Here is a 12933-nt window from a genome sequence, read left to right as displayed (position 1 = left end):
ACCCTCTCTCCGCATGGGGAGAGAGGAAATTAATCAGTCCGCGCGGCGGACGTAGGTCTGCTCGTACACATCGACGACGATGCGGGTACCGCTGGCGATGTGCGGCGGCACCATCACGCGCACGCCGTTGTCAAGCACTGCGGGCTTATAGCTGGACGAGGCGGTCTGGCCCTTCACCACCGCATCAGCCTCGACAATCGTCGCTTCGATCGTGTCGGGCAGCTGGACGCTGATGGCCTCCTCTTCGTAAAGCTCCATCACCACGTCCATGCCGTCCTGCAGGAACGCCGCGGCATCACCCAGGAGGTCGCGCGGCAGCGTGACCTGATCGTAGGTTTCCTTGTCCATGAAGACGAGGCCGTCGCCCTCGGCGAACAGGAACTGGAAGTCCTTGGTGTCGAGCCGGACACGTTCCACCGTCTCCGCGGAGCGGAAGCGGACGTTGTTCTTGCGGCCGTCGCGCAGATTCTTCAGCTCAACCTGCATATACGCGCCGCCCTTGCCCGGCTGCGTGTGCTGGATCTTGACCGCGCGCCAGATGCCGCCTTCGTACTCGATGATGTTGCCGGGACGAATGTCCACGCCGCTGATCTTCATGGGATCTACCTGCTGGAAAGAGCGATCCGGGCGTCTAGCGGCGAACCGCCGATCCGGCAAGCAGCGGGTAGGGGTTGACCGGCTCACCCTGGTGCCAATCGTCGCCGGACCGCATGCGAGCGATTGCGAAATGAAGGTGCGTGTTATCCGCTCCGGCGTTGCCGGTATCGCCGACGAAACCGAGCAGCGTGCCTCGTTCCACCGCCATGCCTTCGTGCAATCCCGGCGCGTAGCCTGCGAGATGCGCGTAATAATGGCTCCACGCACGGTCTGGCGAACGGACGTAAAGCGTTGTGCCGCCCGCATCGCTGTTGAACAGCTTCTCCACTCGCCCCGGTCCAGCCGCGGTCACCGGCGTGCCGGTGGGCGCCATGATGTCGATCGCTTCATGCGCCCGTGCACCACCCGAACGGCTGACGCCCCAAGTGTCGGTCAGCCGGTCGGGCGTGACCCCAGCGACCGGAATGGCGAGCGCAGCTTCACTTGCCAACTCGGCCGACGGAGGTGTCGCGCGGGTCGCGGCAGTCTTCATGGGAAAAGGCTGCGGAACATTCGGGCCGAACGACACCATCGAGGCAAAGCCGATCGCTGCCAGCACGATCAACGCTAGGATCGTGCCGCCAAGCCGTGTCATGGCTTACGCCTGGAAGATCACCGGTGTGCCGGATTTCACCATCAGCGCCACACGGGCGGCATCCCAGTTGGTCAGTCGCACGCAGCCGTTGCTTTCGGTACGACCGACCTTTTCGGGATTGGGTGTGCCGTGGATGCCGTAATGCTCGCGGCTAAGATCGATCCAGACCACGCCAACAGGGTTGTTCGGGCCCGCAGGGATGATCTGCGCAGCCTTGCTGTCGCTCACGCCCTTCAGAATCTTGGGGTTCATCTTCCAATCCGGATTCGGCGCGACGTGCAGCACCTTCCAATCACCCAGCGGCAGCGGATCGCTCGAGGAACCGATCGTGGCGGAATATTGCGCGATCAGCCGGCCCGCATCGTTATAGGCGCGCAGCACCTTGTCCGATTTATCGACGACGATCTTTGCCGCTCGGGGCACGTTCGCTTCGACGTTCAGCTGGGCGAGCGTCCGGCGCCACTCAGGTTTTGCGTCGGCCGGATAGTTGCGCGACGTGGGGAGCGCGTTTGGGAACACGATCTGCTGCCCCGCCTTCAACTGCGTGCCAGCCGGATTGAGCGCGGTCAACACGGCTGGGGTGGTGTGAAACATCTCGGCTAGCTTCTCCAACGGCGATGCATGCGGCATCCCGTCGAGCTTGGCTTGATCGGCATAGTCTTCTGGTATGGTGCCGTATGGCCCTTGCAGGGAGCGTTCATCCAGCGTCAGCGTGACCGTCGGCCGCGCGGAGCGATAAGGATATAACGCGCGCAGCGTCGCCAGATCGGGCTTGCCCGTCACCGGTAAGCCGCGCGACTGCTGAAACCCCCGGAGCGCATTGACCAGCGAGATGCCACCACGCCCGTCAAGGACGCCCGGGCCAAAGCCCAACTTATCGAGGATTACCTGCATGTGGAGGATCGAGCGATCGATCGGCATCGGCGATGCCGCGGGCTGCGGCGCTTGCGCCTTGGCGGCCCCAGTGGCGCTGAGGGCAGCTGCTATGGCGATGGCGAACGGCTTCATTCGGGATCCTTCAACTGATACGCTCGGACGTATCAACGGCTCGGCTTGCCGCTGGTTTCCGATCGTCATGAAGGATCCTCAGCCGAGCACGTCTGCGAAGGCACGCACGGCCTCGGCTTCGTCCCCGCTCCATACCGCGCCAGATACCGCAACGAAGTCGGCGCCCGCGGCCACGAGCGGCGCTGCATTGCCTGGCGTGATGCCGCCAATTGCCACACACGGCAGCTCGAACAAGGTGGACCACCAGGACAGGATCACCGGTTCGGGGCGGTGCTTCACATCCTTTGTCGTGGTAGGATAAAAGCTGCCGAACGCCACATAGTCTGCCCCGCCGTCACCCGCGTCCATCGCCAGGTGGCGGCTGTCGTGGCACGTGACACCGATCTGAACGCCCGGGCCGAGGATGGATCTCGCCTCGCGCGGATCACCATCTTCCTGGCCCAGGTGAACGCCGTCTGCACCGAGCCGCTTGGCGAGCGACACGCTGTCGTTGACGATGAACGCCACGTCGTGAGCGGCACATATACGCTGCAGCGGTTCCGCAAGCCGGGCGGCGTCATGCTGGTTTACATCCTTTACCCGAAACTGAAATGCGGCGACCGGACCCGCATCAAGCGCGCGCGACAACCGGTCCGGGAACGCACCGGTGACGTCGAGCGGCGAGATAAGGTATAGCTGGCACGGCGGGCGGCGGTCATCGCGGCGGAAGGCTGCGGCGAAGTTCGGGTCGAGCGGGCCGAGAGGATCATCGATCATGTTCTTCGCCTAGCGGCGAGGTCCCGCCGACGGAAGCCGGTACGACACGCGGGGCGTGTTGTTGGTCAAGCGATGAAACGATGCGACCAGCGGTAGGTTTAGATCCGATGCTCAAGCATCGCGAAATCCTGCACCCATCGCTTCTGTTGACGGCCGTCGGTGTCCTGGGGATGCTGGCGGCCTGCGCGCAACAACCCTCGCAGCTGGCTGAAAGGCTGCCCGCCCCTCAAGGTGAAGCAGTGAATGCCCGGCCGTATGCGGTTCAGCCGGAGGTTCGCCGTCAACCGGCTCAGGCGCTCGCCGCAGCAGCTGCAACGGCAATCAACCCGTACGTCGGTGGCACGGCGATGCTTGGCACCCGCACCATCGCTGATAACTGCGCCGCGGCGCCAAACCTTCGGGTCTTGACTCGCATGGTCGCGGCAAGCAACGCTGGACGCGCGCTGTCAGAAGCGGGTCCGATCACCGTCTTCGCACCCACCGACGCCGCCTTCGCCCGGTTGCCGAACGGAGCGGCGGATCAATTACTCGCCTCTGCCAACCGGCCCGCTCTCTCGAAGGTTATGAGCTACCACGTGGTTCAGGGCGCGATCACGCTCAATCAGGTACGTGCACGGATCGATGCGGGCGGCGGCATTGCCCGGCTGCCGACGGTAGCTGGTGCGCCGCTGACAGCGACCAAAGAAGGCGCTGCGATCGCGCTGACTGATGCCAATGGCAGCAAGAGCTATGTCGAAACGCCCGACATTCAGCAGGTCAATGGCGTCGTTCATGTGGTGAACGGCGTGTTGGTTCCACAGCTGGGCTAGCTTCAGGCGTCAGCTTCGCCACCGATCGGCTGCAGCATCGTCCGCCGCGCGCGGCTCGACCCAGCGATGCCCTGCTTCCACGGTTTCGCGTTTCCAGAACGGTGCGTCGGTCTTCAGACGATCAATGAGGAAAGCACAGGCCTGCAGGGCGGCAGCGCGATGTACCGCACTTGCTGCGACAAACACGATCCGCTCACCGGGGCGCATAGGCCCCACGCGATGCACGATCGTGGCCCCGGCCAGCGACCACCGCGCGACTGCCTCCCTCGCAAGCGCCTCAAGCGCCCGCTCTGTAGCGCCAGGATAATGTTCAAGCGTCAATTCGCTGACGCCGTCGTCCGGGCGGACCAGGCCAGTAAACGTGGCGACCGCCCCGCCCTCCTCCGCCTCCGCCGCCTCCATCTCGGCCGCGATATCGATCGGTGCGGAACTTACCCGGACGCGGATCATCCGCCCGTTACCGGCGGGAAGATCGCGATTTCACCTGCGCCTGCCAGCGGAGCGTCGAGTGGAACGAAAACCTGGTCCCGGGCGGCCCGCAATCGATCACGATCGGCGAAAGCGGCGGCATGGCTGGGCGATCGGGCAGCAAGCCAGTCGATCAAGTCGGCGATCGTCGCCACCTCGGCTGGTGGGGACACCTCCTCCTCCGCCACGCCGATCCGCTCTCGCACCCAAGCGAAGTACACCATCCGCATCCCGATTAATCCATGTGCTTCAGGCCGACGCGCAGGTAATCCCAGCCCGTCACCACCGTCAGTACCGCCGCGCCCCACAGGGAGGTGAGGCCGACCAGCTTGATCCAGCCGAATGCCGGCAGCGCCCCGGCCAGGATCAGCGCGCCAAAGGAAACGAGCTGAAGCGTGGTTTTCCATTTCGCGAGCCGCGATACCGGGAGCGAAACCTGCAAGCCGGCCAGGAACTCCCGCAAGCCCGAGACGGCAATCTCGCGTAGCAGGATGATGAGCGCGGCGATGATGTGCACGCCGGTGATCACCGCGATGTCGTTATGGCGCGTTCCCACGAGCATCAGGATGACCGCCGCAACCATGATCTTGTCCGCGATCGGATCAAGAAACACGCCCAGCTTCGATACGGCGCCCTGCGTGCGTGCAAGGTAACCATCGAAATAATCGGTGATCCCCATCAGGCAGTAAAGCACGAAAGCGATCGCAAAGCCGGCCTCCCAACTCGGCCACCAGAGCAGCGCGACCAAGGCCGGGAGCGCGACGATTCGCGACAGGGTGAGCAGGTTGGGCAGCGTCAGCACAGCGCAAAGCCTTACCCGCGTCCCCCGCGGGCGCAAGCCTGGCGGCGGGGATGGCATCCGCGGCGGGCAGCGGCTATGCCCGCCACCATTCTGCCACAACCGGGCGACTTTCCGCCATGATCAATGCCCTCGGGCTTCTCAAGAAACGGCGGTTCCTGCCGCTGTTCATCACCCAGTTTCTCGGCGCCTTCAACGACAACCTCTTCAAGACCTCAATGGTGCTGTTCGCCACCTACGAGATTTTCGCCAACGAAACGCAGGAGAGCTTCTTCAACGCGCTTGCCGCTGCACTCTTCATCTTGCCGTTCTTTCTACTGTCTGCGCTGTCAGGCCAGCTCGCCGATACGATGGACAAGGCGAAGATCATTCGTGTGGTGAAGATTGTCGAGTTCGGTATCATGGCGGTCGGCTGCGGGGGGCTGCTACTTGCCCGCGCCGGTCAGGTGACACTACCCGTTGTGTTAATGCTCGCGGCCGTCGTTGGGCTCGGCGTTCACTCCACCTTCTTCAGCCCGATCAAATACGCCATCCTGCCGCAGCATCTCGATGACGATGACGTGCTCGGCGGCACGGGCCTCGTTGAGGCGGGGACGTATCTTTCGATCCTCCTGGGCACGATCCTTGCCGGCTTCATCTATCGGTCGATCCCCCTGATCGCCGGGCTGACCTTCCTGGTTGCGCTGCTGGGTTACATCACCGCCCGGATGGTTCCGCCCGCACCGCGACTGGGACCGGCGCTGACGCTCGACTGGAACCCGCTGCGCGCTTCGTGGCGGCTCGTCGCGGGGACGATGCATATTCCGCGACTGTTCCTCGCCATTTGCGCGATCAGCTTTTTCTGGACGATCGGGTCGGTGTTGGTCGTGATCTTCCCGCCACTGGTGAAAAACGTGCTCACCGCCGATGCAAGCGTCGCCAGTCTGGTGCTGGCGATCTTCTCGATCGGAGTGGCGATCGGATCGGTGGTCATCAACCTGATGCTGCGCGGCCATATCTCGGCGCGCTACTCGCCCGTCTCGGTGATCGCGATGGGCGCGGCAGTTCTCGGCTTCTGGTTCGTCGCCAAGAGCTGGGCTGGCGCGCCGGCGGGCACGCTATACGACATTCCGCACTTCGTCGCGCATCCCGGCGCGCCGCTCGTGCTGATCGCGCTGCTGTTCGTCGCCATCTTCGGCGGCATGTTCGTGGTGCCGCTCTACGCCTTTCTCACCACCACCGTGTCGAAAGACCAGACTGCGCGCACGGTCGCCGCGAACAATGTCGTAAACGCCGGCGCCATGACCCTGGGATCGGTGTCGGTTGCCGGTGTGACGGCGCTCGGGGCTACGGCCGATCAGTTGCTGCTGCTTGTCGCGGCCATGTGCCTGATCTCCGCGTGGATTGCGCAGCGTCTGCACCGCGCCTGCGACTGAGTGTCACATGATAAGCGTGTAGAAGCAGACGAAGAAGGCAGTGAAGCTGAGTACGAAGAGCTTCAGGTCCTTGTCGTCGTCCGAGCGCGGCGGCGCCGGCGGCGGCATCATGCGGCGAAGCGGGTGCCGAGCGGCCTCGTTAGCGGAAAGAAGTTGTCGGTTCATGGCGGCTGGTTAACGCCGCGTTTACGATTTCGCACCAGCCGGTTTCGCGCGAAATCGGTGGTGTCCGATGTTGGTACAGGAGAGAAGCATGCCACTGTACGAGTTCAAGGGCCAGCGCCCCACCTGCCACAACACCGCCTGGGTGGCGCCGAGCGCCGATGTGGTCGGCGACGTGCGGCTTGCGGAGGATACCAGCGTCTGGTTCGGCGCGGTGATCCGCGGCGACAATACGACGATTCCGATCGGCGCACGTAGCAACATTCAGGAAGGCGCGATGCTCCATTCTGATCCCGATGCGCCGCTGACGGTCGGCGAGGATTGTACGATCGGCCATCAGGCGATCCTGCACGGCTGCACGATCGGCAACCGCGTGCTGATCGGTATGGGCGCAACGGTGCTGAACCGTGCGGTGATCCCCGACGATTGTATCGTCGGCGCGAACTCGCTCGTGACCGAAGGCAAAACCTTCCCGCCGGGCAGCCTGATCGTCGGCAGCCCGGCCCGCGCGGTCCGCGAATTGGACGAGCGTGCGATCGCCGGCCTGAAGGTGTCAGCTGCACATTATGTCGAAAACAGCCGCGCAGCTGCTGCCGGATTGAAGCGCATCGACTGACGCCTTTACGGGCGTTCAATAAATTTGCGCGCGGACGCTGGACAGGTGATTACCATGCCGACATAACCCGCGTTATGTCGGTACCAGCTATCCTCTCCCGCCTGCGCCTGCCGGTCATCGGTTCGCCGCTTTTCATCATCTCCGGGCCCGATCTGGTGATCGCTCAGTGCAAGGCGGGGGTCGTTGGCTCCTTCCCGGCGCTGAACGCACGACCACAGGGTTTGCTCGACGAGTGGCTGCACCGGATCACCGAGGAACTGGCCGCGCACAACCGCGACAATCCCGACCGCCCCGCGGCGCCCTTCGCCGTCAACCAGATCGTCCACAAATCCAACGATCGCCTCGAAGCCGATCTTGCCACCTGCGAGAAGTGGCAAGTGCCGATCACAATCACCTCGCTTGGCGCGCGTGAGGAGTTGAACCAGGCCGTCCATAACTGGGGCGGCATCACCTTCCACGACGTGATCGATGACCGGTTCGCCCGCAAGGCGATCGAAAAGGGTGCGGACGGGCTGATCCCGGTGGCCGCTGGTGCCGGCGGCCACGCGGGCCGACTCTCACCCTTCGCGATCGTTTCCGAAATCCGCCAGTGGTTCGACGGACCGGTCGCATTGTCAGGGTCGATCGCCACCGGTGATGCGGTGCTCGCAGCACAGGCGATGGGCGCCGACTTCGCCTATATCGGCTCCCCCTTCATCGCCACCGTCGAGGCGAATGCGGACGAGGGCTACAAGCAGGGTATCGTCGCCGGCAAGGCCGCGGACATCGTCTATTCCAACCTCTTCACCGGCGTGCACGGCAATTACCTGCGCGGCTCGATCGAGGCGGCTGGGCTCGATCCGGACAATCTGCCGGAAGGCGATTACAAGACCATGAACTTCGGTCAGGGCAACAATGCGCCCAAGGCGAAGGCTTGGCGTGACATCTGGGGATCGGGCCAGGGCATCGGCGCGGTACAGAAGGTCGAGCCTGTGGCAGAGCGCATCGACCGCATGGAGCGTGAGTATAAAGCGGCAAAAGCGCGGCTGGCGCTCGCGGCTGCGTGATACTTCTTGGGGGCGGCGGGATCTGCGTATCGCGCACCCGCCGCTCAACTACTCGCTGTTCTGCAAACACTCAGACTAAATCGAGCCCGCCGCGTCTGCGCGACCTTGAGACGGGCGAGTCGCAGATCACCGCGGAATCCACAATGTCTTGCCGACGTCAGTGAGCGCGGCGATCCGAACCAGCGCCGGGATCAGACCTGATCGCTCTTCTCGGCCTCATCTTTGCCGGTCGCTTCCGCGTCGTCCGCCTGCTCTCCACCGGTCTGAAAATATGCCTCCACCGGGCCGCTCAGCTTAATCGTCAACGGTCGGCCATGCCGATCGACCTTCTTGCCGAGCGCCACGCGGATCCAGCCTTCCGAGATCGAATATTCCTCGACGTCATTGCGCTCCTGCCCCTTGAAGCGAATGCCGATTCCGCGCTCCAGCGTCGGTTGGTCGAAATACGGGCTCGACGGATCGATCGAGAGATGGTCGGGTGGCGTATCGGTCATGGCCGGCGCGACTAAACCATCAAGGCGCGGCACCCAAGAAAAAAGCGGTGCGGGAAGCATCGCCCCCGCACCGCCCCCTGCGTGCGCGTCAATCTCGATCAGCGGCAAACCCGAACCGGAACCCGCCCGCCGTAATAGGGATCCCACCGCCACTGCCGAAAACAGCGCGGACGATAGTTATAGCGATAATCGTTATAGTAAGGCTGCGGTCCCCAGCCACGCCGGGCATAGCCGTCGTATCCATATCCATCATAACCGTAGCCACCCCAGCGCCCGCGGTCGTTCGACGCGATCGCGGCACCAAGGCCCAATCCGATCACACCGCCGATCAGCGCGCCCGCGGCGACATCGCCACCGCGGTCATAACCACGGTGACGCCAGCGCTGCGCATCGGCGGGTGCTGCCGCGGCAAGGGCGGTGGCGGCCATCGCGGTGCCCAGCCCTGCCTTCATCAGAAAACCGTTCATTTCGAACCTCCATTACTCGGATACACTCGGTCCGCTCTGCGGGCGTAAACGCACGAGGTATTCAGCGTGTTCAATGCTAGTGCCCGATTCGGGCTGAACCCGCCCGGAACCGGGCGTTCATCAGGAGTTTAGGGGCGACTATGGCCTATTGGCTGCTTCGATCGGAGCCGGACGTATACGGCTGGGATCACCTGACCCGCGACGGCGATACCGAATGGGACGGCGTACGAAACTACACCGCGCGCAATTTCCTGAAGGAGATGCAGTTGGGCGATCGCGCGATCTTTTATCATTCCAACAAGGAGAAGGCCGCGGTCGGCGTGATGGAGATCACGCGGGCCTGGCAACCGGACGGTGAGAAGGGCGAGTGGGCATCCGTGCGGGTACGTCCAGTGGAGAAGCTCGCAACGCCGGTGCCGCTGGCGACGATGAAGAGTGATCCGCGGCTCGCCACCCTGGAAGTGCTGCGGCAGAGCCGGCTGTCGGTCACCCCGGTGCGTGACGAGGAATGGACCGTGCTGATGGAGCTTGGGGGAGCCAGTTAGGCTGCGCATCCCGCTACATCGCGAGTGCTGTCTCGTGTAGCGGCTTCAGCGCTCGCGACGGCCGCTACGTTTGGCCGCTGGCGCGCCTGCCGACGGCGAACATCGCGCGTTCTGCGGGAGTAAGATCCAGCGGTGTTGCGCAGCGGTCCGCAGACGCGCTCAAACCAGCCTCGATCACAGCCATCACCGCCAGCGCCTCGATCGGCGGCACCGGGTTCGGCCCGGTGCCGCTGATCGCATGCGCCACGCCGCAGTAAAAGGTGCGTTGGTCGCCGGCGACTAGCGGCAGCGTGCGGCAATCGTCCGCGCGGTAGAGCCTGAGCGGATCGTTATCCTCACCCCAGCCTGCCGCCCCGGGGACCATGCCGGCGAGCAGCTGCGCCTCCTGCTGATCGCCGCGCTGCTTGACGAGGCTGCCGTCCGTGCCATGAGCGATGAACCTAGCGCTGCCACCCGCCGCCAGCATGCTGGCATGAAGAATCACCCGCCTGTCGGGATAATGTAGCACGGCATGTGCCCAGTCGTCGGCATTCGCACCGGGCCGCAGCGCCGCCAGGCTCGCCTCGACCACGTCGGGCAGGCCGAACAATTGAAGCGCCTGATCGATCAGGTGCGGGCCGAGATCATACCAGATCCCGCCGCCCCCGCCCGCACGCTCGCGCCAGCGATCGCGGACCTCGGGCCGAAACCGGTCGAAGTGGCTTTCGAAGTGCGCGACCTGTCCGGCATCTCCGCGCTCGATCGCGGCGCGAACGCTGAGAAAGTCGCTGTCCCAGCGTCGATTGTGGAACACGGCCAAGAGCCGCCCGGCCCGCTCTGCCGCGGCGCATACGCTTCGCGCCTCATCCAGCGAAAGCGCGAACGGCTTGTCCACGACGACATGCTTGCCCGCCTGAAGCGCTGCTCGCGCCAGCGGTGCGTGGCTGTCATTCGGACTGGCGATGACGATCAAGTCGATGTCGTCGCGCGCGATCAACCCCGCAGGTGTCGGCTCAACCGCCACGCCGGCGAAAGACTCGCGCACCGCTTCGGGGCGCGACGAGGCGACGGCGATCAGCTCAATCCCGTCGCTCGCTGCAATCAGCGGGGCGTGGAATACACGCCCCGCGTAACCATAGCCGATCAGGCCGACGCGTACCGGGTCGGCGCTGGCCGGCGCAGCACTCACGCCGCTTCGGCGGACCGCTTGTTGCGCTTGCGCTCGTTCGGATCGAGGAAGCGCTTGCGCAGACGGATCGTCTTGGGGGTCACCTCGACCATCTCGTCGTCGTCGATGTACGCAATCGCCTGTTCCAGCGTCATCTTCTTCGGCGGGGTGAGACGGATCGCATCGTCTTTGCCGCCCGACGCGCGGAAATTGGTCAGCTGCTTGGCCTTCATCGGGTTGACCTCGAGGTCTTCCGTCTTGGCGTTTTCGCCGATGATCATGCCCTCATAGAGCGCCTCACCATGGCCGACGAACAAGATGCCGCGAGCCTCAAGCGGGCCAAGCGCATAGCCCTGTGCCTCGCCAGCGCCGTTGGAGATCAGCACGCCGTTCTTGCGGCCCTCGATCGCGCCCTTGTGCGGGCCATACTTTTCAAACAGCCGGTTCATGATGCCGGTACCGCGCGTGTCCGACAGGAACTCGCCATGGTAGCCGATCATGCCGCGCGAGGGCGCGGAGAAGGTGATGCGCGTCTTGCCGCCACCCGACGGGCGCATGTCGGTCATCTCGGCCTTGCGCAGGTTCATCTTCTCCACGACCGTGCCCGAATATTCCTCGTCCACGTCGATGATGACGGTCTCGTACGGCTCGGTGCGCTTGCCGTTCTCGTCTTCGCGGAACAGCACGCGCGGGCGGCTGATGCCAAGCTCGAAGCCCTCGCGGCGCATCGTCTCGATCAGCACGCCGAGCTGAAGTTCGCCGCGGCCAGCGACTTCATAGCTGTCGCGGTCGGACGATTCGGTCACCTTGATGGCGACGTTCGATTCGGCTTCGCGGAACAGACGGTCGCGGATCATGCGGCTCGTCACCTTGCTGCCCTCGCGGCCCGCCATCGGCGAGTCGTTCACGGCGAAGCGCATCGACAGCGTCGGCGGATCGATCGGCTGCGCCTGGATCGGCTCGGTGACGCTGGTGTCGGCAATGGTGTTCGACACGGTGGCGACCGCGAGGCCCGCGAGGCTGATGATGTCGCCCGCGCGCGCTTCGTCGGTCGGCACGCGCTCGAGGCCCTGGAAGGTCATGATCTTGGAGGCGCGGCCGGTCTCGATCACCTTGCCGTCCATGTCGAGCGCGTGGATCGGCTGATTCACCTTCACGGTGCCCGACGTGACGCGGCCCGTCAGCACGCGGCCCAGGAAGTTGTCGCGATCGAGCAGCGTCACCAGGAAGGTGAAGGGCGCGTCGACGTCGAGCGCCGGCGGCGGCACGTGATCGACGATCTTCTGGAACAGCGGGGTCAGCGTGCCCTCGCGGCGGTCGGGATCCTCGCTGGCATAGCCATTGCGGCCCGAGGCGTAGAGCACCGGGAAGTCGAGCTGCTCGTCAGTCGCGTCGAGGCTGACGAACAGGTCGAACACCTCATCCAGCACTTCCTGGATGCGCTGGTCGGGGCGGTCGACCTTGTTGACCACCACGATCGGGCGCAGGCCGAGCGCCAGCGCCTTGCCGGTCACGAACTTCGTCTGCGGCATCGCGCCTTCGGACGAGTCGACCAGCAGGATCACGCCGTCCACCATCGAGAGGATGCGCTCCACTTCGCCGCCGAAATCCGCGTGGCCCGGCGTATCGACGATGTTGATGCGCGTGCCTTCCCACTCGATCGAGGTCGGCTTGGCAAGGATGGTGATCCCGCGCTCCTTCTCGAGATCGTTCGAATCCATCGCGCGCTCTTCGATGCGCTGGTTGTCTCGGAAGGTGCCCGACTGGCGGAAGAGCTGGTCGACGAGAGTGGTTTTGCCATGATCGACGTGCGCGATGATGGCGATGTTGCGCAGTTGCATCATTTATCCTGGAATGGCCGCGGCCCGGCGCGGGGTCGCGGCGCGCTTAGACGAAAGCGCGCGCGAACGCCAGTGGGGTGAAAATACGGGCCGGCGTGGGCGTTCGCAGCGCCGGTCCAGGCGGTCGTC

Annotated in this window: 17 protein-coding genes; 5 read left to right on the top strand and 12 right to left on the bottom strand. The window is 64.5% G+C overall.

Going from position 1 to position 12933, the window contains the following annotated elements; genetic code table 11:
- Window positions 1–33: 33 nt before the first annotated feature.
- The 4 genes from efp to thiE form a co-directional block, all read right to left on the bottom strand.
- Window positions 34–597 carry an elongation factor P gene (gene efp, locus SPHI_RS11715; RefSeq protein WP_076745140.1) on the bottom strand — a complete coding sequence of 188 codons (564 nt, stop codon included), beginning with the start codon at window positions 595–597 and terminating at the stop codon, window positions 34–36.
- A gap of 34 nt (window positions 598–631) precedes the next feature.
- Window positions 632–1231 carry a M23 family metallopeptidase gene (locus SPHI_RS11710; protein WP_076745139.1) on the bottom strand — a complete coding sequence of 200 codons (600 nt, stop codon included), beginning with the start codon at window positions 1229–1231 and terminating at the stop codon, window positions 632–634.
- Between the two features lie 3 nt (window positions 1232–1234).
- Entirely contained in the window at window positions 1235–2239 is a 1005-nt protein-coding gene (locus SPHI_RS11705; protein WP_076745138.1) for a L,D-transpeptidase family protein, read from the bottom strand.
- 78 nt (window positions 2240–2317) lie between these two features.
- Window positions 2318–2995: a thiamine phosphate synthase gene (gene thiE / locus SPHI_RS11700; protein ID WP_076745137.1), complete on the bottom strand. Its 678-nt coding sequence runs from the start codon at window positions 2993–2995 to the stop codon at window positions 2318–2320.
- A 107-nt stretch (window positions 2996–3102) separates the two neighbouring features.
- Here thiE and SPHI_RS11695 point away from each other — a divergent pair, with 107 nt between their 5' ends.
- Complete coding sequence (locus tag SPHI_RS11695) at window positions 3103–3804, top strand: fasciclin domain-containing protein (RefSeq protein ID WP_076745136.1); 702 nt, start codon at window positions 3103–3105, stop codon at window positions 3802–3804.
- A 9-nt stretch (window positions 3805–3813) separates the two neighbouring features.
- Here the strand turns inward: SPHI_RS11695 and SPHI_RS11690 are convergent, their stop codons facing one another.
- The 3 genes from SPHI_RS11690 to pgsA are packed head-to-tail and all read right to left on the bottom strand — an operon-like array spanning window position 3814 to window position 5074.
- Window positions 3814–4254: a molybdenum cofactor biosynthesis protein MoaE gene (locus tag SPHI_RS11690; RefSeq protein WP_076745135.1), complete on the bottom strand. Its 441-nt coding sequence runs from the start codon at window positions 4252–4254 to the stop codon at window positions 3814–3816.
- The gene (gene moaD, locus SPHI_RS11685) at window positions 4251–4502 is read right to left on the bottom strand and encodes a molybdopterin converting factor subunit 1 (protein ID WP_408640487.1); all 252 of its coding nucleotides are present in this window, start codon (window positions 4500–4502) and stop codon (window positions 4251–4253) included. The genes SPHI_RS11690 and moaD overlap by 4 nt, the downstream gene beginning before the upstream one ends.
- A 5-nt stretch (window positions 4503–4507) precedes the next feature.
- On the bottom strand, window positions 4508–5074 hold the full coding sequence (gene pgsA / locus SPHI_RS11680; protein WP_076745134.1) for a CDP-diacylglycerol--glycerol-3-phosphate 3-phosphatidyltransferase: 567 nt from the start codon (window positions 5072–5074) through the stop codon (window positions 4508–4510).
- A 116-nt stretch (window positions 5075–5190) separates the two neighbouring features.
- On the opposite strand from pgsA, the gene SPHI_RS11675 reads away from it, so the two are divergent.
- The gene (locus SPHI_RS11675) at window positions 5191–6486 is read left to right on the top strand and encodes an MFS transporter (protein ID WP_076745133.1); all 1296 of its coding nucleotides are present in this window, start codon (window positions 5191–5193) and stop codon (window positions 6484–6486) included.
- A gap of 3 nt (window positions 6487–6489) precedes the next feature.
- Here the strand turns inward: SPHI_RS11675 and SPHI_RS15175 are convergent, their stop codons facing one another.
- The gene (locus tag SPHI_RS15175) at window positions 6490–6651 is read right to left on the bottom strand and encodes a hypothetical protein (protein WP_198927868.1); all 162 of its coding nucleotides are present in this window, start codon (window positions 6649–6651) and stop codon (window positions 6490–6492) included.
- Window positions 6652–6739: 88 nt separating this feature from the next.
- On the opposite strand from SPHI_RS15175, the gene SPHI_RS11670 reads away from it, so the two are divergent.
- On the top strand, window positions 6740–7264 hold the full coding sequence (locus SPHI_RS11670; RefSeq protein ID WP_076745132.1) for a gamma carbonic anhydrase family protein: 525 nt from the start codon (window positions 6740–6742) through the stop codon (window positions 7262–7264).
- Window positions 7265–7338: 74 nt separating this feature from the next.
- A complete protein-coding gene (locus tag SPHI_RS11665; protein ID WP_076745131.1) occupies window positions 7339–8310 on the top strand; it encodes an NAD(P)H-dependent flavin oxidoreductase in 972 nt (323 codons plus the stop codon).
- A gap of 191 nt (window positions 8311–8501) precedes the next feature.
- Here SPHI_RS11665 and SPHI_RS11660 read toward each other — a convergent pair whose 3' ends face one another.
- Complete coding sequence (locus tag SPHI_RS11660) at window positions 8502–8804, bottom strand: DUF3297 family protein (protein WP_076745187.1); 303 nt, start codon at window positions 8802–8804, stop codon at window positions 8502–8504.
- Between the two features lie 98 nt (window positions 8805–8902).
- Entirely contained in the window at window positions 8903–9271 is a 369-nt protein-coding gene (locus tag SPHI_RS11655) for a hypothetical protein (protein WP_076745130.1), read from the bottom strand.
- Window positions 9272–9411: 140 nt separating this feature from the next.
- Between SPHI_RS11655 and SPHI_RS11650 the strand changes: the two genes are divergently transcribed.
- The gene (locus SPHI_RS11650) at window positions 9412–9816 is read left to right on the top strand and encodes an EVE domain-containing protein (RefSeq protein ID WP_076745129.1); all 405 of its coding nucleotides are present in this window, start codon (window positions 9412–9414) and stop codon (window positions 9814–9816) included.
- A 64-nt stretch (window positions 9817–9880) separates the two neighbouring features.
- On the opposite strand, the gene SPHI_RS11645 is transcribed toward SPHI_RS11650, so the two are convergent.
- Both SPHI_RS11645 and typA read right to left on the bottom strand, forming a co-directional pair.
- Window positions 9881–10984 carry an oxidoreductase gene (locus SPHI_RS11645; RefSeq protein WP_076745128.1) on the bottom strand — a complete coding sequence of 368 codons (1104 nt, stop codon included), beginning with the start codon at window positions 10982–10984 and terminating at the stop codon, window positions 9881–9883.
- The gene (gene typA, locus SPHI_RS11640; RefSeq protein WP_076745127.1) at window positions 10981–12804 is read right to left on the bottom strand and encodes a translational GTPase TypA; all 1824 of its coding nucleotides are present in this window, start codon (window positions 12802–12804) and stop codon (window positions 10981–10983) included. Before typA ends, SPHI_RS11645 begins: the two co-directional genes overlap by 4 nt.
- Window positions 12805–12933 lie beyond the last annotated feature (129 nt).

The sequence above is a fragment of the Sphingomonas jeddahensis genome, from assembly GCF_001981525.1.
Taxonomy (GTDB): domain Bacteria; phylum Pseudomonadota; class Alphaproteobacteria; order Sphingomonadales; family Sphingomonadaceae; genus Sphingomonas; species Sphingomonas jeddahensis.
This window is presented reverse-complemented; position numbering and strand designations above follow the sequence as displayed.